This is a genomic window from Klebsiella sp. CN_Kp113, assembly GCF_040064585.1.
In the GTDB taxonomy this organism is placed as follows: Bacteria; Pseudomonadota; Gammaproteobacteria; order Enterobacterales; family Enterobacteriaceae; genus Klebsiella; species Klebsiella michiganensis.
In genome coordinates this window covers 59070-80258 of sequence record NZ_JBEAID010000070.1, presented here as the reverse complement: position 1 = coordinate 80258, position 21189 = coordinate 59070, and the positions used below count along the sequence as shown (strand labels likewise).

18 protein-coding genes are annotated in these 21189 nt (G+C 54.6%); 9 read left to right on the top strand and 9 right to left on the bottom strand.

Annotation, left to right across the window (positions count from 1 at the left end; translation table 11 throughout):
- The first annotated feature begins 175 nt into the window (after positions 1 to 175).
- From dmsA to ABLV30_RS27740, 4 genes are all read left to right on the top strand, one after another.
- Positions 176 to 2614: a dimethylsulfoxide reductase subunit A gene (gene dmsA, locus ABLV30_RS27755; RefSeq protein ID WP_265800512.1), complete on the top strand. Its 2439-nt coding sequence runs from the start codon at positions 176 to 178 to the stop codon at positions 2612 to 2614.
- A 10-nt stretch (positions 2615 to 2624) separates the two neighbouring features.
- A complete protein-coding gene (locus ABLV30_RS27750; RefSeq protein WP_265800513.1) occupies positions 2625 to 3242 on the top strand; it encodes a DMSO/selenate family reductase complex B subunit in 618 nt (205 codons plus the stop codon).
- A 1-nt stretch (position 3243) separates the two neighbouring features.
- Positions 3244 to 4107 carry a dimethyl sulfoxide reductase anchor subunit family protein gene (locus ABLV30_RS27745; RefSeq protein ID WP_025107512.1) on the top strand — a complete coding sequence of 288 codons (864 nt, stop codon included), beginning with the start codon at positions 3244 to 3246 and terminating at the stop codon, positions 4105 to 4107.
- A 274-nt stretch (positions 4108 to 4381) separates the two neighbouring features.
- Positions 4382 to 5530 carry an MFS transporter gene (locus ABLV30_RS27740; protein ID WP_009653261.1) on the top strand — a complete coding sequence of 383 codons (1149 nt, stop codon included), beginning with the start codon at positions 4382 to 4384 and terminating at the stop codon, positions 5528 to 5530.
- A 39-nt stretch (positions 5531 to 5569) separates the two neighbouring features.
- Here ABLV30_RS27740 and ABLV30_RS27735 read toward each other — a convergent pair whose 3' ends face one another.
- Genes ABLV30_RS27735 through ABLV30_RS27715 form a run of 5 tightly spaced genes read right to left on the bottom strand, consistent with a single transcriptional unit; the run spans position 5570 to position 9340 of the window.
- The gene (locus ABLV30_RS27735; protein WP_048261072.1) at positions 5570 to 6007 is read right to left on the bottom strand and encodes a PTS sugar transporter subunit IIA; all 438 of its coding nucleotides are present in this window, start codon (positions 6005 to 6007) and stop codon (positions 5570 to 5572) included.
- Positions 6008 to 6060: 53 nt separating this feature from the next.
- Positions 6061 to 6972, bottom strand: a complete 912-nt coding sequence (locus ABLV30_RS27730) for a transketolase C-terminal domain-containing protein (RefSeq protein ID WP_025107510.1) — start codon at positions 6970 to 6972, stop codon at positions 6061 to 6063.
- Positions 6972 to 7769 (bottom strand): transketolase, encoded by a 798-nt coding sequence (locus tag ABLV30_RS27725; RefSeq protein WP_232553426.1) that lies wholly within the window; start codon positions 7767 to 7769, stop codon positions 6972 to 6974. The genes ABLV30_RS27730 and ABLV30_RS27725 overlap by 1 nt, the downstream gene beginning before the upstream one ends.
- A 12-nt stretch (positions 7770 to 7781) precedes the next feature.
- Positions 7782 to 9047, bottom strand: a complete 1266-nt coding sequence (locus tag ABLV30_RS27720; RefSeq protein ID WP_232553425.1) for a PTS ascorbate transporter subunit IIC — start codon at positions 9045 to 9047, stop codon at positions 7782 to 7784.
- 17 nt (positions 9048 to 9064) lie between these two features.
- Positions 9065 to 9340, bottom strand: a complete 276-nt coding sequence (locus tag ABLV30_RS27715) for a PTS sugar transporter subunit IIB (RefSeq protein WP_014228635.1) — start codon at positions 9338 to 9340, stop codon at positions 9065 to 9067.
- 122 nt (positions 9341 to 9462) lie between these two features.
- Between ABLV30_RS27715 and ABLV30_RS27710 the strand changes: the two genes are divergently transcribed.
- Positions 9463 to 10320, top strand: coding sequence for a MurR/RpiR family transcriptional regulator (locus ABLV30_RS27710; protein WP_014837957.1), 858 nt, complete (start codon positions 9463 to 9465; stop codon positions 10318 to 10320).
- A gap of 54 nt (positions 10321 to 10374) precedes the next feature.
- Here the strand turns inward: ABLV30_RS27710 and pflA are convergent, their stop codons facing one another.
- From pflA to ycaO, 4 genes are all read right to left on the bottom strand, one after another.
- Positions 10375 to 11115, bottom strand: a complete 741-nt coding sequence (pflA, locus tag ABLV30_RS27705) for a pyruvate formate lyase 1-activating protein (protein ID WP_004871674.1) — start codon at positions 11113 to 11115, stop codon at positions 10375 to 10377.
- A gap of 203 nt (positions 11116 to 11318) precedes the next feature.
- Positions 11319 to 13601, bottom strand: a complete 2283-nt coding sequence (pflB, locus tag ABLV30_RS27700; RefSeq protein ID WP_014228637.1) for a formate C-acetyltransferase — start codon at positions 13599 to 13601, stop codon at positions 11319 to 11321.
- 51 nt (positions 13602 to 13652) lie between these two features.
- A complete protein-coding gene (gene focA / locus ABLV30_RS27695) occupies positions 13653 to 14510 on the bottom strand; it encodes a formate transporter FocA (protein ID WP_004849465.1) in 858 nt (285 codons plus the stop codon).
- Positions 14511 to 14895: 385 nt separating this feature from the next.
- Entirely contained in the window at positions 14896 to 16656 is a 1761-nt protein-coding gene (gene ycaO / locus ABLV30_RS27690; protein ID WP_014228638.1) for a 30S ribosomal protein S12 methylthiotransferase accessory factor YcaO, read from the bottom strand.
- 114 nt (positions 16657 to 16770) lie between these two features.
- On the opposite strand from ycaO, the gene ABLV30_RS27685 reads away from it, so the two are divergent.
- The 4 genes from ABLV30_RS27685 (at position 16771) to cmk (ending at position 21071) form a co-directional block, all read left to right on the top strand.
- Positions 16771 to 17463 (top strand): DUF421 domain-containing protein, encoded by a 693-nt coding sequence (locus tag ABLV30_RS27685; protein ID WP_014228639.1) that lies wholly within the window; start codon positions 16771 to 16773, stop codon positions 17461 to 17463.
- A 186-nt stretch (positions 17464 to 17649) separates the two neighbouring features.
- A complete protein-coding gene (gene serC, locus ABLV30_RS27680) occupies positions 17650 to 18738 on the top strand; it encodes a 3-phosphoserine/phosphohydroxythreonine transaminase (RefSeq protein WP_004849472.1) in 1089 nt (362 codons plus the stop codon).
- A 73-nt stretch (positions 18739 to 18811) separates the two neighbouring features.
- Positions 18812 to 20095, top strand: coding sequence for a 3-phosphoshikimate 1-carboxyvinyltransferase (aroA, locus tag ABLV30_RS27675; protein ID WP_004849473.1), 1284 nt, complete (start codon positions 18812 to 18814; stop codon positions 20093 to 20095).
- A 292-nt stretch (positions 20096 to 20387) separates the two neighbouring features.
- The gene (cmk, locus tag ABLV30_RS27670; protein WP_004849475.1) at positions 20388 to 21071 is read left to right on the top strand and encodes a (d)CMP kinase; all 684 of its coding nucleotides are present in this window, start codon (positions 20388 to 20390) and stop codon (positions 21069 to 21071) included.
- Positions 21072 to 21189 lie beyond the last annotated feature (118 nt).

Below are 21189 nucleotides of genomic sequence, written 5' to 3'. Positions count from 1 at the left end.
CCTGCGGGCGCTTTTTTTTTACCCCCTTCTTGATACCGGGCAATAATCGCCTTCGCGATTACGAAGATACTCCCTTTGGATTAAACAGGATAAAAAACTAATAAAGGTTAATTTCGTTGTATATATAACTATATAACGGCATTAAGTTAATTGTGAGCAACCAAAGCGAGTATCTATGAAAACCAAAACCTCCGATGCTTTACTGGCTGCTGAGGTGAGCCGGCGTGGTTTAATGAAAACCACGGCGATTGGCGGGCTGGCGATGGCCAGCAGCGCTTTTACCTTACCCTTCACGCGCATTGCCCAAGCCGCAGACAGCCTCAACCCCGCCAGCGAAACGGTCACCTGGAGCGCCTGTACGGTGAACTGCGGCAGCCGCTGCCCGCTGCGGATGCATGTGGTGGGTGGTGAGATAAAATATGTTGAAACGGACAATACCGGCGACGATAGCTACGACGGTCTGCATCAGGTTCGCGCCTGTCTGCGCGGCCGCTCGATGCGTCGACGCGTCTACAACCCGGACCGCCTGAAATATCCGATGAAGCGCGTGGGCAAACGCGGCGAGGGCAAATTCGAGCAAATCAGCTGGGAAGAAGCGTTCGATACTATCGCCAGCAATATGCAGCGTCTGATAAAAGAGTACGGTAATGAGTCCATCTATCTGAACTACGGAACGGGAACCCTCGGCGGAACCTTGACTCGCTCATGGCCACCGGGGAAAACCCTGATTGCCCGCCTGATGAACTGCTGCGGCGGCTATCTCAACCATTATGGCGACTACTCCACCGCGCAAATTGCCGCGGGACTGAACTACACCTACGGCGGCTGGGCCGATGGCAATAGCCCGTCGGATATCGAAAACAGCAAGCTGGTGGTGCTGTTTGGCAACAACCCCGGGGAAACCCGCATGAGCGGCGGCGGGGTGACCTACTACCTGGAACAGGCGCGGGAGAAATCCAACGCCAGGCTGATTATTATCGATCCACGCTATACCGACACCGGCGCCGGACGCGAAGACGAGTGGATCCCTATCCGCCCGGGAACCGATGCCGCGCTGGTCTCCGCGCTGGCGTGGGTGATGATTAACGAGAACCTCGTTGACCAGCCTTTCCTCGACAAGTACTGCGTAGGCTATGACGAGAAAACGCTGCCGGAAGGGGCGCCGGCCAATGGCCACTATAAGGCCTATATTCTCGGTCAGGGCAAAGACGGTATCGCGAAGACCCCTGAGTGGGCGTCGACGATTACCGGCATTCCCCAGGCGCGTATCGTGCAGCTGGCGCGCGAAATCGCCAGCGCTAAACCTGCCTATATTTCTCAGGGCTGGGGCCCACAGCGACATGCCAACGGTGAGCTGGTTTCCCGCGCGATTTCCATGCTGGCAATCTTAACCGGCAACGTCGGGATTAACGGCGGCAATACCGGCGCGCGTGAAGGTTCTTACTCCCTGCCTTTTGAACGTATGCCGACGCTGGATAATCCGGTGGAAACCAGTATTTCCATGTTTATGTGGACCGATGCGATTGAGCGCGGGACGGAAATGACCGCACTGCGCGACGGCGTGCGCGGCAAAGATAAGCTCGACGTGCCTATTAAAATGGTCTGGAACTATGCCGGTAACTGCCTGGTCAACCAGCATTCAGAGATTAACCGTACCCATGACATCCTTCAGGATGACAAGAAGTGCGAGATGATTGTGGTCATTGATTGCCATATGACCTCCTCGGCGAAATATGCCGATATTCTGCTGCCGGACTGTACGGCTTCGGAGCAGATGGATTTTGCCCTCGATGCCTCCTGCGGCAACATGTCATACGTGATTTTTGCCGATCGGGCCATCAAGCCGCGTTTTGAATGCAAAACCATCTATGAGATGACCACGGAGCTGGCGAAGCGCATGGGCGTTGAGCAACGTTTCACCGAAGGCCGCACTCAGGAAGAGTGGCTGCGTCACCTCTATGAGCAATCCCGTAAAGCGATCCCGGCGCTGCTGCCGTTTGATGAATTCCGCAAGCAGGGAATCTTCAAACAGCGCGATCCGGAAGGCCACCACGTTGCCTATAAAGCTTTCCGCGAAGATCCCGCCGCCAGTCCGCTCACGACGCCGTCAGGGAAAATTGAAATCTACTCTGCGCAGCTGGCGGAAATTGCCGCGACCTGGGAGCTGAAAGAAGAGGATGTTATCGACCCGCTGCCGATATACAGCCCTGGGTTTGAAAACTATGACGATCCGCTGGCGAAAAAGTATCCGCTGCAGCTGACCGGTTTTCACTATAAAGCCCGCACACACTCCACCTACGGCAACGTTGACGTACTGAAAGCCGCCTGCCGTCAGGAGATGTGGATCAACCCGCTTGATGCACAGAAGCGCGGTATCGCCAATGGCGATCGGATCCGCATTTTTAACGATCGCGGTGAAGTGCATATCGAGGCCAAAGTGACCCCGCGCATGATACCGGGCGTGGTCGCGCTGGGTGAGGGGGCCTGGTATAACCCGGACGCAGGCCGCGTGGATCAGGCTGGCTGCATTAACGTGCTGACCACCCAACGCCCGTCGCCGCTGGCGAAAGGCAATCCATCGCATAGCAACCTCGTCCAGGTTGAAAAGCTGTAAGGAGTAACCGATGACAACTCAATATGGATTTTTTATTGATTCCGCCCGTTGCACCGGTTGCAAAACCTGCGAACTGGCTTGTAAAGACTATAAAAACCTCACGCCGGAAGTGAGCTTCCGTCGTATCTACGAATACGCCGGCGGCGACTGGCAGGAGGATAACGGCGTCTGGCAGCAAAACGTCTTTGCCTATTACCTCTCTATTGCCTGCAACCATTGTGAGGATCCGGCCTGCACCAAAGTTTGCCCGAGCGGGGCGATGCATAAACGTGAAGATGGCTTTGTCGTTGTCGATGAAGATGTCTGTATCGGCTGTCGCTATTGCCATATGGCCTGCCCGTACGGCGCGCCGCAGTACAATGCGACAAAAGGTCATATGACCAAATGCGACGGCTGCCACGAGCGCGTCGCCGACGGCAAAAAGCCGATTTGCGTGGAATCTTGCCCGCTGCGCGCGTTAGATTTCGGCCCGATTGAAGAGCTGCGCCAAAAACACGGCCAGCTGGCCGCCGTTGCGCCGCTGCCTTCGGCCCACTTCACTAAACCGAGTATCGTGATTAAACCTAACGCCAACAGCCGACCGTGTGGATATACCACCGGCTACCTGGCCAACCCGAAGGAGGTGTGAGATGGGGAGTGGATGGCATGAATGGCCGCTGATTGTTTTCACGGTCTTTGGTCAGTGCGTGGTGGGCGGCTTTATTGTGCTGGCTCTGGCGCTAATGAAAGGCGACTTATCGCGTGAACAGCAACAGCGCGTCGTGTGGAGCATGTTTGGCCTGTGGGTGCTGATGGGCGTGGGCTTTATTGCCTCAACCCTGCATCTTGGGTCGCCCATGCGCGCGTTTAACTCGCTTAATCGCGTAGGCGCCTCGTCGCTCAGTAACGAAATCGCCAGCGGGGCGCTTTTCTTCGCCGTTGGCGGCATTGGCTGGCTGCTGGCGGTGGTCAATAAGCTACCGGCGGGGCTGCGTCATCTCTGGCTGGTCATTACCATGGTGCTGGGGATTATCTTCGTCTGGATGATGGTCCGCGTCTATAACACTATTGATACGGTACCCACCTGGTATACGGTCTGGACGCCGCTTAGCTTCTTCCTGACGATGTTTATCGGCGGTCCGCTGCTGGGATATCTGCTGCTGCGCGTTGCCGATGTCAACGGCTGGGCGATGCGCCTGCTGCCAGCGGTGACCCTGCTGGCGCTGGTGATTAGCGCCATCGTGGTGCTGATGCAAGGCAGCGAGCTGGCGACAATCCATAGCTCTATTCAGCAGGCCTCGGCGCTGGTGCCAGCCTACGGCTCGCTGATGGCGTGGCGCCTGGTTGCGCTGGCGTTGGCGCTGGTCTGCTGGATTGCCCCCCAGCTCAAAGGCTACCAGCCTGCGCTGCCGATGCTGGGGCTGGCTTTTGTGCTGGTGCTGATCGGCGAGACGATCGGCCGCGGCGTCTTCTACGGCCTGCATATGACCGTTGGAATGGCAATCGCCAGCTAATCGCCCTTTATCGCGCCAGAAACCCTTATTCTGGCGCGATAAAAAGTGCGGTCGATTCATGAAATATTTCTACCGATATTCCCACCGCTATTTTCCAATAAATTAATAAAAACAATGGAATAATATAAATAGCTATTCTGTTGTCGATCCGCTGGATAAAAAACTTCTATCGTTCCCCCGCAAACCGCGTCACGCCTGATTTCAGGCGGATTGACAATGTTTGCAGCAGTGGCATGATGCGCACGAAATCTGAACTCCATCACGGTTTATATCCATGACCATCTACACCCGGCCAGTGCAAATGCTGCTCTGTGGCCTGCTTTTGTTGACCCTGGCGATAGCGGTTTTAAATACGCTCGTCCCGCTTTGGCTCGCCCATGAAAATATGCCGACCTGGCAGGTCGGGATGGTGGGCTCGTCCTATTTTACCGGTAATCTGGTGGGAACATTGCTTGCCGGATGGGTAATTAAGCGTCTGGGCTTTAACCGCAGCTATTACCTGGCATCGGTTATTTTTGCCGTGGGCTGCGTGGGTCTTGGTATTACGCTGGGTTTCTGGAGCTGGTTCAGCTGGCGCTTTATCGCCGGCGTCGGCTGCGCGATGATTTGGGTGGTGGTGGAGAGCGCGCTGGTCTGTAGCGGCACTTCGCGGAGCCGGGGTCGCCTGCTGGCGGCGTATATGATGATTTATTACGTCGGCACGGTGCTGGGCCAGTTAATGGTCAGCAAGCTGCCGACGGATCTGATGAGCGTTCTGCCGTGGGTGACGGCGCTGGCGCTGGCGGCCATTCTGCCGCTGCTGTTTGCTCGCGTGGCGACTCAGGCCGATGAGCCGCACGAACCGGCGCGTATCTGGCCAATGTTAAGGCTGCGTCAGGCCCGTCATGGCGTCAACGGCTGCATTATTTCCGGCATTGTGCTCGGTTCGCTGTATGGCCTGATGCCGCTGTGGCTCAACCACCAGGGCGTTAGCGATTCCGGCATCGGCTTCTGGATGGCGGTGATGGTGAGCGCGGGTATCGTGGGGCAGTGGCCGATTGGCCGGCTCGCCGATCGCTACGGCCGTCTGCTGGTCCTGCGCGTTCAGGTGTTTGTGGTGATTCTCGGCTGTCTGGCGATGTTAAGCCAGGCCGCAATGGCGCCCGCGCTGTTCGTGCTGGGCGCTTCCGGCTTCACGCTCTATCCGGTGGCTATGGCCTGGGCCTGCGAAAAAGTTGAGCGTCATCAGCTGGTGGCGATGAACCAGGCGCTGTTAATGAGCTATACCGTGGGCAGCCTGCTTGGGCCGACGCTGACCGCCATGCTGATGCAGAACTTCTCTGACAATCTGTTGTTTATCATGATTGCCAGCGTGTCATTCATCTACCTGCTGACGCTGCTGCGCAAAGCGGGGCACCATCCTACGCCGGTGGCGCACGCCTGATTTTTCAGAACATAGCCAGGGCACGTCCCTGGCTATGGATTAATGCGACGCAAGAAGCGCAATAAACTGTGCCCGGTTTTGCACCGTGCTGTATCGCTGAAGTCTCTCCCCCTCATCCAGCCAGCAGACTAACCGCTGGATGGTCTGGATATGCTGTTCACTATCGGCCGCCGCCAGTACGACTATCAGCCGAATGCCGGGATGCTCCGGAAAATCAACGGCCTCGCTACAGCAAAGCAGCGAAAGCGCGCTGTTTCTGCTCAGCACGCCGGCTTCTGGACGCGCGTGCGGTAGCGCAAACGCCGGGCTCAATATATACCAGGGGCCATCCTGCTCCGTGGCGCTGATAATAGCCCTGGCATAGCTCCCGGTGATTTTTCCCTGCTCCTCAAGCGGGCGGCAGGCGAGATGAACGGCGCTGCGCCAGCTCAGGCAGTCGCTGGTGAACTGACAGGCGGAAAATAGCCTCTCTTCCATAAACGTTCCCTTTACGCGCGAGCCGACCGCCAACTGACCGGCTCGCCTGGTGGTTAGCGTAGCGCGTTAAACAGCGCGTCTCCCGAGATGCCATATTTCGCTTTTAGCTGCCTGCTATTACCCGATTCGGTAAATGTGTCCTGCGTTCCCAGACGCGTAAGGCGCGCCGGATGTGCCTTTTGCGCCAGGGTTTCCGCGATCAGGCCGCCGAGGCCGCCGTTGACGGTGTGATTTTCAAGCGTAGCGATAAGCGGGCAGCCTTCGACCAGCCGATAAAACGCCTGCTGGTTGAAGGGTTTGACGGTTGCAACGTGAATAAGCTTGCCCTTTTTGCCGCTGGCGAGCAGCTTTTCATAGCCGTCGGTAGCCTGTTCCAGTACCGTTCCTTCAAACAGAATCGCAAAATCCGTGCCGCTGTCGGCGATGGCGGCGATATCGCTGACCCGGGGAACGACGCTTTTGTCGCGAACCGGCATCGGCTCGCGCGCCACGCGAATATAAACGGGTCCCTTTATTTTTGCCGCCTGCTCGAAGGCCTCGGCGATTTCTTCCGCATCTGCCGGGGTCAGGACGGTTAATCCCGGAAGGACGCGGGTCAGCGCTAAATCCTCCAGCGCATGGTGCGAAGCGCCGTCCGGGCCATCATCCATACCGGGGTGGCTACCGACGAGTTTAATATTGGCTTTGGCATAGCAGGCCTGCCGCAGCTGGGTCCAGGCGGTGCCGGTGACGAACATCGCAAAGTTAACATAGAAGGGCATAAAGCCTTCCAGCGCCTGGCCGACCGCGAAGCTCATGGCGGAACCTTCCGCAATGCCCATTTCGAAAAAGGCCTCAGGATAGACGGCCTGAAACTGGTCGGTACGGGTAGAGCTGGCTAAATCGCTGTCGATAACAACAACGGGATAGCCCTTTTCTTTTAGCGCAATCAGGGCATGCCCGATCTCATCACGGGGTGCTTTCATCACTGTAACTCCTCCATCGCCTGCTGAAATTGTTCTTTGCTCGGGGTTTTTGAGTGCCAGTCGCCGTTGTTTTCCATATAGCTGACGCCGGAACCTTTGGTGGTGCGCGCCACGATGGCGACAGGTTTACCTTTCAGGTGACGGGATAGCATCAGGGTATCGGCAACCTGATGCATATCATTGCCGTTGTGCAGTTCCAGTACATGCCAGCCAAAGCTGCGGATTTTGTCCGCCAGCGGCTCGAGATTAATGACGTCATTGACCGGATCGTGGGAAGAGAAGCCGTTGTAATCGATGATGGCGACCAGATTATCCATTTTCATATGCCCGGCCTGCTGTAAGGTTTCCCAGATTTGGCCTTCATGCATTTCGCCATCGCCAACGATGGCAAATACCCGGTGCGGATCGTTGCGCCGCTTTTTGGCGACCGCCATACCAAAAGCAATCGACAGCCCCTGGCCAAGCAGTCCGGTTGTCGCATCGACTTCCGGCAGCGACTTAATGCTCGGGTGCCCCTGCAGGCGCGAGTTGATCTGTCGGAACGTATTGAACTCGCTGCGCTCGATCTTGCCTTGTTGATACAGCATGGCGTACTGCGCGGCGACGGCGTGGCCTTTACTCATCACCACGCGCGAGCGGGGGGAGGCGGCCAGATCGACTTCCTGGTAATAGAGCCAGGTAAGCACGTCGATTATCGACAGCGCCCCGCCCGGATGGCCAACTCCGGACTCGTAAATCATGGTGACGATCTCGCGGCGGGCGGCAAGCGCGTGGGATTTCAGTTCATCAATGTTCATGTTCATTCCTTCTTAGGGCAGCATTTTACCGATGTAGTACACGACCAGACCCAGAGCGACGAAGTCGGTTTCCGGGAAGCTGGTGCCTGAAAGACCGACGGATTCCATAATCGGGTAAATCAGCGCCGGGCCGATGCCGATCAGGATCCCGGTGATAAAGCTTCCGGCAATCGCGCCTTTCCAGCCGCCGGAGGCATTACCAAATACCGCTGCGGTCGCGCCAATGAAGAAGTAGGGAATGGCTACCGGGATAATCACGGTTTGGCTAAGGATCGCCAGAAAGCCCATCACCACCAGCCCGCCGACAAATGAAGAGATAAACCCCAGCACGGTGGCGGTCGGGGCGTAGGGGAAGACCACCGGGCAGTCGAGCGCGGGTTTGGCGTTAGGAATAAACTTCTCCGAGATGCCGAGGAAGGCCGGAACAATTTCTGACAGCAGCAGGCGTACGCCGGTAATGATGATGTACAGCGAAGCGGTAAAGGTCAGCGACTGAAAGAGCGGGTAAACCAGCCAGTGCATCCCGCCTGCCGCTGCGGTGACCGCGGCTTTTCCGGCAGCGAGCGCGGCGATGTAGTAGAAGATGCTCACCGAGATCGACACCGAGACGATGTAATCTTTAAAGATCCCCAGCCAGCCGGGAAGATTCAGCTTTTCGGTGGATTGTTTCGGATCGCCGACCTTTGCGCCAATCCAGCCGGAGGCGGCGTAGGCCAGCGTGACGTAGTGCCCCATCGCTATCTCATCATTACCGGTAATTTTTCGCATCCACGGCTGCGCAATGGCCGGATAGAGGCAGGCGGCGAGACCCAGCAGCACGGAGCCGACAATGATGGTCGTCATGTCGCTGTAGCCCAGCGCCTTCAGCGTTACGGTAAGCAGCGCGGAGAGATAAAGATTATGTTGCCCGGTAAGAAAGATGTATTTAAACGGCGTCACGCGGGCAAAAAACAGGTTCCAGCCAAAACCAATCACCATGATCAGCGACACGCACATGGCGAATTTGGTTTGCGCCAGTCCGGTTAGCGCTTCTGCCAGCGGCATGACGCCCTTCAGGCCAAATCCATCGCTGAATAAGGTCTGAAAGTTACCCAGGGAAGTGACTGCCAGACCGGCGCCGCCGGCAAAAACCAGGAAGCCGACGATGGTTTTGAAGGTGCCGGAAAGGACTTTTTCAATCGGCTTGCGTTGGATTAACAGGCCGATTAATGCAATAAAGCCAACTAAAAGTGGGGTTACGCCCAGAATGTCGAATACAATAAATCTGAGGAAATCCATATTGCCTCCGGGAGAGGTTAGTTGCTTTGAACGATGTCGGTGAGCGCAGACTCCATCTCTTCACTGTTCATCAGGTCGGTGATGCCGACCGCTCTGAATCCGGCGGCTTCGACTTCGTCGGTGAGATCGCGCATAGTGATGACAAAATCAATATCTCGCCAGGTGCGTAACCCTGAGAGGACGTCATGCTCCAGCTCGATATTCCAGCCGTGCTTGTCGATGATTTTTTGTGCTTTGATTTTGAGCATTAAGGAGCTGCCCATACCGGTACGACAGACTATGAGACCTTTCATTCGATGTTCTCCTGTTTGTAAAAATAATTATTTTTATTTGTTTGTATGAGATAATAATTATTATCTTTGCGGCAGGACGAAAGATGTGACTGTGTTTGCATTTTGAGCAAATAAGGCAAAACATGAGCCAGATAGACAATAACTTGTTGATAAGCATAAGAAACGGAGCTTCAGGGCTAAGCCCGATACTGGAGAAAGTTGGCCGTTTTATTACGGAAAATCCTGACTTTGTGATGCGTCACACGATTTCAGAACTGGCCGACTCCATTGATACCAGTGAGGGGAGCATCACCCGTTTTTGTCGGGCCTTTGGTTTTAAAGGTTTCTCGGATTTCAGAACCGCGCTGGCGATGGAGCAGGGTGCCGCGCGCTCGGAAGACCACGGTATCAACGAGAGCGAAGAGATTGCGCCGGTGCTGGCGAGCATTCGCGACAGTAATGCCATTGTCGATAACCAGGAGCTGAAAGCCGCGGCCGACTGGCTTAACACCCTGAACAGCATTGCTATTTATGCCGTGGGCACGGCGGTGCCGGTGGCGTTGTTCCTGCAGATGAATTTAATCAATATGGGTAAGGCGGCCAGCTTTATCGATCGCTCCTATCCGGCGGCGATGCCGCTGCTGGCTGACAGTCAAAAAACCGGCATCATCGTCGTTCACAGCGAACAGGCATCGGCGGATATGATGCAGGCCCTGTCGCTGGCAAAGCAGCAGGGCGTTAAAATTTTATCGCTGACCCGCGGGACGTTTGCGCCGCTGGCCCGTTTATCTGACTGGAATCTTCAGGCGGCGGTGGCTTTACAGGGGGAAGGGGAGTCGGGATTTGCGGAAATCGCCGGCGCAATGATGGTGGCCGACCGGATCCTCAGCGCGCTGGAAGAGCAGGATGAACGCTATGCGGAATACCGAAAAGCGCATCAGAAGCGCATTTTCTCGATTGAGAGCGTGGCGAATAAGCTGTCGGAATATTTTATGTCCTGACGCTGATTTTGTTGGGGAAACACCCGGTAGCGCAATCTCTACCGGGCGGGGATTTTAGTACATCACTTTATGACCGTACTGTTCCAGAATGCCCTTCACGCGTTCCATGGTCTCTTTCTTGGGCGGATGGACGCCGTCCAGCTTGTACTCTTCGCCCATGGCTACCCATTTGTGCTTGCCCAGCTCGTGGTACGGCAGCAGTTCGATTTTCTCGACGTTGCCCATGTCACGAGTAAACTCGCCCAGGCGATGCGCTGAATCATCATCGTCGGACCAGCCCGGAACCACAACGTAGCGGATCCAGACGTTGATGTTTTTGTTTGACAGGTAACGGGCAAACTCCAGCGTCCGATGGTTAGAGACGCCTACCAGATTCTGGTGAATTTCATCATTCATTTGCTTGAGGTCGAGCATCACCAGATCGGTGACTTCCAGCAGTTCATCAATAACCGGGTCGTAGCGGCGCACAAAGCCGTTGGTATCGAGACAGGTATGAATACCTTCTTTCTTACAGGCTCGGAACCAGTCGCGAACAAATTCGGCCTGCAGGATAGCCTCGCCGCCGGATGCCGTCACGCCGCCGCCGGAAGCGTTCATAAAGTGGCGATAGGTCACCACCTCTTTCATCAGCTCTTCAACGGTAATCTCTTTGCCGCCGTGGGTATCCCAGGTATCGCGGTTGTGGCAATAGAGGCAGCGCATCAGGCAGCCCTGGAAGAAGGTGATAAAGCGGATCCCCGGGCCATCGACGGTGCCACAGGATTCAAAGGAGTGAATGCGACCAATTGTTGACATTGCGGTGATATCTCCGAATTTGGCCCATCCGGGGCCTATGTAGATGCACAGCTCAAAGGCTATGTCGAGTCTGTTTTGGCTGTTATCCATAAAGTATAGACAGCAGACAAAAGAGACTGGGGCAGGATGATATTGCTAAAAAGGCCCCACTTGCGTGGAGCCTTTATTGTACGCTTTTTACTGTACGATTTCAGTCAATACCATTACATGGTCTGAGTGAAGGTACGAGTAATAACGTCCTGCTGCTGCTCTTTCGTCAGGGAGTTAAAACGTACTGCGTAGCCGGATACGCGGATGGTCAGCTGCGGATATTTTTCCGGGTTTTCCATCGCGTCGAGCAGCATTTCGCGGTTCATGACGTTGACGTTCAGATGCTGACCGCCTTCGATGGACGCTTCGTGGTGGAAGTAACCATCCATCAGGCCGGCGAGGTTAGTTTTACGAACTTCGTCGTCTTTACCCAGCGCGTTCGGCACGATAGAGAAGGTGTAAGAAATACCATCTTTCGCGTAAGCAAACGGCAGTTTCGCAACGGAGGTCAGAGAGGCAACAGCACCTTTCTGGTCACGGCCGTGCATCGGGTTAGCACCCGGTCCGAACGGAGCGCCAGCGCGACGACCGTCAGGGGTGTTACCGGTTTTCTTACCATACACAACGTTAGAGGTGATGGTCAGAACGGACTGAGTCGGGATAGCGTTGCGGTAGGTGTGCAGTTTCTGAATTTTCTTCATGAAACGTTCAACCAGGTCAACGGCCATATCATCGACGCGAGAGTCGTTGTTACCAAACTGCGGGTATTCGCCTTCGATTTCGAAGTCGACAGCCAGACCGTTTTCGTCACGAATCGGTTTAACTTTCGCATATTTGATTGCAGACAGGGAGTCAGCCGCAACGGACAGACCTGCGATACCACATGCCATGGTGCGGATAACATCACGGTCGTGCAGCGCCATCAGGGAAGCTTCGTAGCTGTACTTGTCGTGCATGTAGTGGATGATGTTCAGCGCAGTGACGTACTGTTTAGCCAGCCAGTCCATGAAGTGATCCATGCGGTCCATCACTTCGTCGAAGTTCAGAACGTCGCCTTTGATCGGTTCAGATTTAGGACCAACCTGCATTTTCAGTTTTTCATCAACGCCGCCGTTGATTGCGTACAGCATGGTTTTCGCCAGGTTAGCACGCGCGCCGAAGAACTGCATTTGCTTACCAACAACCATCGGGCTTACGCAGCAAGCGATAGCGTAGTCATCGTTGTTGAAGTCAGGACGCATCAGGTCATCGTTCTCGTACTGCAGAGAAGAGGTATCGATGGACACTTTCGCGGCGTATTTTTTGAAGCTCAGCGGCAGTTTTTCAGACCACAGAATGGTGATGTTCGGCTCCGGAGACGGCCCCATGGTGTACAGGGTGTTCAGGAAACGGAAGCTGTTTTTGGTGACCAGAGTACGGCCGTCAACGCCCATACCGCCGATAGATTCGGTTGCCCAAATCGGGTCGCCAGAGAACAGTTCATCATATTCAGGGGTACGCAGGAAACGAACCATACGCAGTTTCATGACCAGGTGGTCAATCATTTCCTGTGCGTCTTGCTCGGTGATTTTACCGGCTTTCAGGTCACGTTCGATGAATATGTCCAGGAAGCTGGAGGTACGACCGAAGGACATTGCCGCGCCGTTCTGAGATTTAACGGCAGCCAGGTAGCCGAAGTAGGTCCACTGGATAGCTTCCTGAGCGGTGGTTGCCGGACCAGAGATATCGCAGCCGTATTTTGCCGCCATTTCTTTGATCTGACCCAGCGCACGGTGCTGTTCAGAGATTTCTTCGCGCAGACGAATAGTTCCTTCCAGATCTTCGCCGTTTTCCAGTTTCTCTTGCAGAGAGACGAACTGAGCGTATTTGTCTTTCATCAGGAAGTCGATACCGTACAGCGCAACGCGACGGTAGTCACCGATGATACGACCACGGCCATAGGCATCCGGCAGACCGGTCAGAACGCCAGATTTACGGCAGTTCAGGATGTCTTTGGTGTAAACGTCAAACACGCCCTGGTTGTGAGTTTTGCGGTATTCAGTGAAGATTTTCTTCAGCATCGGGTCCAGCTCGCGATTGTACGCTTTGCAGGAACCTTCTACCATTTTGATGCCGCCGAACGGGATAATCGCGCGTTTCAGCGGAGCTTCAGTCTGCAGACCAACGATTTTCTCGAGACCTTTCTCGATGTAGCCAGCGTCATGAGAAGTGATGGTGGATGCAAGGGAAGTATCAAAATCAACAGGCGCGTGAGTGCGGTTTTCCTGTTTAACGCCTTCCATTACGGTGTCCCACAGCTTGGTGGTCGCGTCAGTTGCGCCAGCCAGGAAGGACTCGTCACCTTCGTACGGGGTATAGTTTTTCTGGATGAAGTCGCGGACGTTGACTTCGTTCTGCCAGTCACCTTTCGCAAAACCTTCCCAGGCTGTGGCTAACTTTTCATTAAGCTCGGACATGTAACACCTACCTTCTTAAGTGGATTTTTTATTTACTGCCTGAAACAACCCTTAGTGATGGTCGTCGCCACGCAGGTAAATGACCCAGTATGTCAACCCAACCAGCAGACCACCGCCGATGATGTTCCCGATAGTTACCGGAATCAGGTTATCAGTGATGAAGTTCATGACGGTCAGGTGAGAGAAACTTTCCGGAGTTGAACCGACAGCGGTCCAGAATTCCGGGCTTGCAAAGTCGCGGATAACGATACCCAGCGGGATCATAAACATGTTCGCGATACTATGCTCAAACCCGCTGGCAACAAACATTGCCACCGGTAAAACCATAATCATGGCTTTATCCATCAGGCTGCGGCCGGAGTAGCTCATCCATACCGCAAGGCAGACCATCAGGTTTGCCAGGATACCCAGGCACACGGCTTCAACAAAAGTATGGTGCATTTTGTGGTCGGCGGTTTGCAGAACGTTAAGTCCCCATTGACCGTTGGCAGTCATATATTCGCCTGAAAGCCACATCAGCAATACAAAGAGTAAGCAACCAATCAGGTTACCAACATAGACGTTGAGCCAGTTTTTCGCCAGTTGACCCCATGTGATTCTTCCGCTGGCTTTCGCGACAACGATAAGAACGGTTGAGGTAAACAGGTCGGCACCGCAAATAACGCAGAGAATCAAACCTAGTGAGAAGCAGATGCCTCCAATCAGTTTGGCAACCCCGAATGGCATCCCGGCCGTGCCGGTTGTCGCGGTAATATAGAAAACAAAAGCGATAGAGATGAAGACACCTGCGGTGATCGCCAGATAAAACGTCTTTATCGGATGTTTTGTCGCTTTATAGACACCCGCTTCTTCGGCGACTTTCGCCATGGCAGCAGGGAGTAAAAGATCAAAAGGGTTGTCAGCTTTCACACTAACTCTCTCTTTATGTAAGTTGGCGGTGAGATACTAACAAAGCATTATAGAAGGGAATTTGATGTAGATCATATCCTACCGGAACTATAGGCCTTTTGAGTGTGTGGATTTGCCTTAATGTTGGTTTAAATTGTTGTTTTTTAATAAAAAAATAAATTTTAAAATTTACAAATAATGTTGATTATTTTCATTTTACCCCCGTTTTTCGGTTAATTAAAATGGGGTATTTTTATTAAAATTAACAATATTTGCGGTGGGATTTTATTATTTCTCACCACTAATTAACTTTATGGCTACAATCGGGCTTTGGGGTTGCGGAAAACATAAAAATGGGGGCCTTCGCCGGCCCCCATCATAGGGTTATTCAGGCAGTAAAGCGCGCTTATTTACCCCAGAATGCTGCTTTTGCGCGCTGCAGCTTTTCGTAGGCTTTCAGCAGCGACTGATGAGCCGGGAACGCGAGCAGGTCGCTGTCTACTGCCTGCAGGCCGTAGAACGGCGCTTCTCCGCTCAGCGCGGCGCTGGCGGCTTCTACGGCATCGGCGCCGTACATGCGTACAAAAGCGTTCAGATACTGCAGCGGCTGGCGCTCCTCTTCCTGGCTCAGCAGCAGCAGGGTTTGCAGGCAGCGGTAGTAATTAGCGCGCTCGGCGCTAAAGATTGAAGCGTTGAACTCCATGGTCCACTCGGTCCAGATTAGCGCCTGCTCGAGATCGCCGCCCGCCAGCGCGAGCATAGCTTTCAGCTCGCCAATGCGCAGCGTATACCAGCCGTTGTCTTTGCCGGTCGCCAGACCCAGCAGTTCGCGCACGCGGGTGAAGTCATCAAGGCCTTCATCATCCATTTGTTCGATAAGCGCCAGATAATCTTCTTTTTCCCACTCGCTTTCCGGCAGGGAAAGAATCGTTTCCCGCAGAGGCGCGCCCATGCTGTTATTTGCCAGCCAGAGGTCTTCCGCCGGATAAATATCAGACATGCCCGGGACAATGATTCGGCAGGCGTAGACGCTCAGGTGTTCGTAATCGGCGATGTAAACTTCTTTATCTTCTTGTTTAAAGATAGCCATCAGGGTGGCGAACTCTTCCTCCGTGGTTCCGGAGAAGCTCCAGTCCACGAACGGGTAGTCGGCATCCTGCTTAAACATATCCCAGGAGATCAGGCCGCTGGAATCGATAAAGTGCGTTTCAAGGTTCGCATGTTCGGCAACTTCTTCATCGTCGAAGGTGGGTGGCGTGAAGACGTCGAGATCTTTCAGGCTGCGGCCCTGGAGCAGTTCGGTAACGGTACGTTCCAGCGCCACGCCGAAATCGGGATGCGCGCCGAAAGAGGCGAAACAGGTGCCGTTAGCCGGGTTAAACAGCACGACGCAGATAACCGGATATTTGCCGCCGAGCGAACCGTCATAAGCGAAAATCGGGAAACCTTCGGCCTCCAGCTTATTGATCGATTCAACTACGCCCGGATAGCGCGCCATCACCTCCGCCGGGATCTCCGGCAGACTGATGCTTTCGGCGATAATGCGGTTTTTAATATGCCGTTCGAACACTTCTGAGAGGCCCTGAACGCGGGCTTCGTTGCGGGTGTTGCCCGCGGACATCCCGTTAGAAACGTACAGGTTGCCGACAATATTCATCGGAATATAGACCGTTTCACCATCAGACTGGCGGGTGAACGGCAGACCGCAGACGCCGCGATCGTCATTCCCTGACTGCAGATCGACCAGCATGCTGGCGGTTAACTGATCGTCAGGATCGTAGAACGCGCGCAGGCGGGTATCCAGCAGGCCTTCCGGTACTTCGTCATCGTCGGTTAACGGGAACCATTTTTCATTCGGATAGTGAACGAAGGGACCGTTGGCGATAGTCTCGCCCAGCCAGAAGTCGGCAAAGAAATAGTTGGTCGAGAGACGCTCAAAGTACTCTCCGAGCGCGGAGGCCAGCGCGGCTTTTTTGGTGGCGCCTTTGCCGTTGGTGAAGCACAGGGCGCACTCTTTATCGCGGATATGCACTGACCAGACGTGCGGAACCGGGTTGAGCCATGAGGCCTCTTCAATATCGAATCCGAGGTCGTGCAACTTCTGCTGGAAGCGAGCGATGGAATCTTCCAGGGCGGCATCTTTGCCGGGAATAAATGTTTGAGTCATGGCAGTCACTTTTATCGTACGTAAAGCGCGCAATGATACGGGTTTTAGATGACGGGTGCTATCTCCATCGTCTGGCTATGCTTATGTCACTCAATAACTGTTCAGGCGTTAATCATGAAGACATTTGACTGGCATCGTATGGCACTGGATAAAGTGCCCGTGGAATTTCTGGCCGAGGTGGCATTACGGAGCCTCTACACCTTCGTACTGGTATTTATTTTTCTCAAGATAACCGGGCGGCGGGGCGTTCGTCAGATGTCACTGTTCGAAGTGCTCATCATTTTGACCCTCGGTTCGGCCGCGGGCGACGTCGCATTCTATGATGACGTTCCGATGCTGCCGGTACTGGCGGTTTTTATCACTCTGGCCCTGCTGTACCGATTGATTATGTGGCTGATGGGGCATAGCGAAAAACTGGAGGATCTGCTGGAGGGTAAGCCGATTATTGTTGTGGAAAACGGCGAGCTGGCCTGGGAGAAACTGCAGGCGGAAAACATGACCGAATTTGAGTTTTTTATGGAGCTGCGAATCAGCGGGGTTGAGCAACTGGGGCAGGTGCGGCTGGCTATTCTGGAAACCAACGGGCAGATCAGCCTCTATTTCTATGAGGATGACGATGTTAAAGCCGGACTCTCCATTCTTCCTTCCCGCTTTACCGATCGTTTTACCACGATACCCCGGGACGACGAGTATGCCTGCGTTCGCTGTAGCGCAATCCTTACGCTACGAGCCGGGGATAAACAATTATGCCCTCGCTGCGCAAATGCAGAATGGTCGAAGGTCAGCCGGGCAAAAAGAGTCACCTGACAGCAATTATGTCGGTTTTATGACGTCAAGCTGGCAGATTCTTTTGTGTGAGCGAGGCCGCATTTCCCCGACGCTCAGTTTTAGCCATTGCGGTGCGTGTCACTGAATGATAAAACCGATAGCCACAGGAATAACTTATGCCCGCGACGGTTCGCGGGTAAATAACATAGCAAGTGGTGAGGGGAAATGGCTCAGGTCTATAACTTCAGTTCAGGCCCGGCAATGCTGCCGGCGGAAGTACTCAAACTGGCACAAAAGGAACTGTGCGACTGGAACGGTTTGGGGACGTCGGTGATGGAAATCAGCCACCGTGGTAAAGAGTTCATTAAGGTGGCTGAAGAAGCGGAACAGGATTTTCGCTCCCTGCTCAATATTCCTTCCAACTATAAAGTTTTATTCTGCCACGGCGGCGGTCGCGGACAGTTTGCCGGTATCCCGCTGAACCTGCTTGGCGATAAAACCGTTGCCGACTACGTCGATGCCGGCTACTGGGCGGCCAGCGCGGTAAAAGAAGCGCATAAATACTGCACGCCGAACGTGATCGACGCCAAAATCACCGTTGACGGCCTGCGCGCGGTTAAGCCGATGAGCGAATGGCAGCTGACCCCTGGCGCGGCCTATCTGCACTACTGCCCGAACGAAACCATTGACGGTATTGCCATTGAAGAAGCGCCAAACTTTGGCGACGATGTGGTCGTCACGGCGGATTTGTCATCGACGATTTTATCCCGTGAAATTGACGTCAGCCGCTATGGCGTGATCTACGCGGGCGCGCAGAAAAACATCGGTCCCGCAGGTCTGACGCTGATTATTGTGCGCGAAGATCTGCTGGGTAAAGCCAGCGTAGCCTGCCCGTCGATTCTTGATTACTCCATCCTTTCCGCCAATGACTCCATGTTTAACACGCCGCCGACGTTTGCCTGGTACCTGTCAGGTCTGGTGTTTAAATGGCTGAAAGAGCAGGGCGGCGTTGCCGCTATGGATAAAATCAACCAGCAGAAAGCCGACCTACTGTATAGCACCATCGATAACAGCGGTTTCTATCGCAACGATGTCGCTGCGGCGAACCGCTCGCGCATGAACGTGCCGTTCCAGCTGGCGGACAGCGCGCTTGATAAACTGTTCCTCGAAGAGTCCTTTGCCGCAGGTTTGCATGCGCTGAAGGGCCACCGCGTCGTGGGCGGCATGCGTGCTTCCATCTATAACGCCATGCCGCTGGCGGGCGTGAAGGCGCTGACCGACTTTATGCAGGACTTCGAACGCCGTCACGGTTAATCGCCGCCGCGTTTTTTCATCCCCGCAGCCGGTCTGCGGGGTTTTTATTCTGTTTGTTTGAGAGTTGAGTTTAATGGAATCCCTGACGTTACAACCCATCGCACGCGTAGATGGCACGATTAACCTGCCCGGGTCCAAGAGTGTCTCTAACCGTGCCTTGCTGCTGGCGGCTTTGGCCCGCGGCACGACGGTGCTGACCAACCTGCTGGATAGCGACGATGTACGCCACATGCTGAATGCCCTGAGCGCGCTGGGAGTTCATTACACCCTGTCTTCCGATCGTACCCGCTGTGAAGTCACCGGCAACGGCGGCCCTCTGCAGGCGGCTGAAGCATTAGAACTGTTCCTCGGTAATGCCGGAACGGCGATGCGTCCGCTGGCGGCGGCGTTATGTTTAGGCCGTAACGATATTGTGCTGACCGGCGAGCCGCGAATGAAAGAGCGGCCGATTGGCCACCTGGTTGACGCGCTGCGTCAGGGCGGGGCGCAGATTGATTACCTGGAGCAGGAAAACTACCCGCCGCTGCGCCTGCGCGGCGGTTTCAGCGGCGGCCAGGTTGAAGTGGACGGCAGCGTTTCCAGCCAGTTTCTGACCGCGCTCCTGATGACCGCCCCGCTGGCGCCTCAGGATACCGTCATCGCGATTAAAGGCGATCTGGTTTCCAAACCTTATATTGATATTACGCTGCACCTGATGAAAACCTTTGGCGTTGAGGTTGAAAATCAGTCTTACCAGCGTTTTATCGTACGCGGCAATCAACACTACCGCTCGCCGGGCGACTACCTGGTTGAAGGCGATGCCTCCTCGGCATCCTACTTCCTCGCCGCCGGCGCAATTAAGGGCGGAACGGTGAAAGTCACCGGTATTGGCCGCAACAGCGTCCAGGGCGATATCCGTTTTGCCGATGTGCTGGAAAAAATGGGCGCAACCGTCACCTGGGGCGATGACTTCATTGCCTGCACCCATGGTGAACTGAACGCCATCGATATGGATATGAATCATATTCCGGATGCGGCGATGACCATCGCCACGGCGGCCCTGTTCGCGAAGGGCACCACGACGCTGCGCAACATCTATAACTGGCGTGTCAAAGAGACCGATCGCCTGTTTGCGATGGCCACGGAGCTGCGTAAAGTGGGGGCAGAGGTGGAAGAGGGGGAGGATTACATCCGCATTACTCCGCCCGCGAAGCTCCAGTTTGCTGAGATCGGCACCTATAACGACCACCGTATGGCAATGTGCTTCTCGCTGGTGGCGCTTTCCGATACGCCGGTCACCATCCTTGATCCGAAGTGTACGGCGAAAACGTTCCCGGACTACTTCGAGCAGCTGGCGCGAATCAGTACGCTGGCCTGAATAACGCGCGTTTAAGGTAAAAACGCCGGCCTTCGTGTCGGCGTTTTTTTATGCCCGCGTGTTAAACCGGCATGCCCTGGCGCAGTACATTCGCGCTGGCATCGCCGCAGATTAACGGTAAAACGGCATCATCTTCCGGGCTGTTGCTCTGTCAGCCCGCTATAATTGCACAATTCTTCCACAGGAGATTTCCTGTTATCCGTAATTTACAAGCAATGCTCACTTTCCGTCGAAGAGATGCGTATAATGCGCGGCGTTTATATATTGATGCGCCTTGCTGAAGGAGAAAAAGATGACGGCAACAGTTCCGGTAATCACCATTGATGGGCCTGGCGGTGCGGGCAAAGGCACCTTATGCAAGGCAATGGCAGAAACGCTGGGCTGGCATCTGCTCGACTCTGGGGCGATTTATCGCGTGCTTGCTCTCGCTGCGCTACATCATCATGTGGATGTTGAATCCGAAGAGGCGCTGGTGCCGCTGGCTGCGCACCTGGATGTTCGTTTTGTCTCCACTAACGGTAGCCTGGAAGTGGTACTGGAGGGGGAGGACGTTAGCGCTGAGATTCGCACTCAGGATGTTGCCAACACGGCCTCTAAAGTGGCGGCTTTTCCCCGCGTGCGTGAAGCGTTGCTGCGCCGCCAGCGGGCCTTTCGCGAATTGCCAGGCCTGATTGCCGACGGACGCGATATGGGCACCGTCGTATTCCCTGATGCGCAGGTGAAAATTTTCCTTGACGCCTCCGCGGAGGAACGTGCTCATCGCCGCATGCTTCAGTTGCAGGAGAAGGGCTTTAGTGTTAACTTTGATCGCCTTTTATCCGAGATAAAAGAGCGCGACGATCGCGACCGCAATCGTACAGTCGCGCCGCTGATCCCGGCTGCCGATGCTTTAGTTCTTGATTCAACAGAACTAAACATTGAGCAAGTGATTGAAAAAGCGCTACACTATGCGCGCGAAAAACTGGCTTCCGCTTAATCGTCTTATCGATAAAGCACAACAGCCTCCGAATTATAGCAGTACCCCCGCAGCAATGGAGTGTTAGCGGGTATGTTAAACAACCCCATCCGGCATGGAGCCAGGTGGACGTTAAATA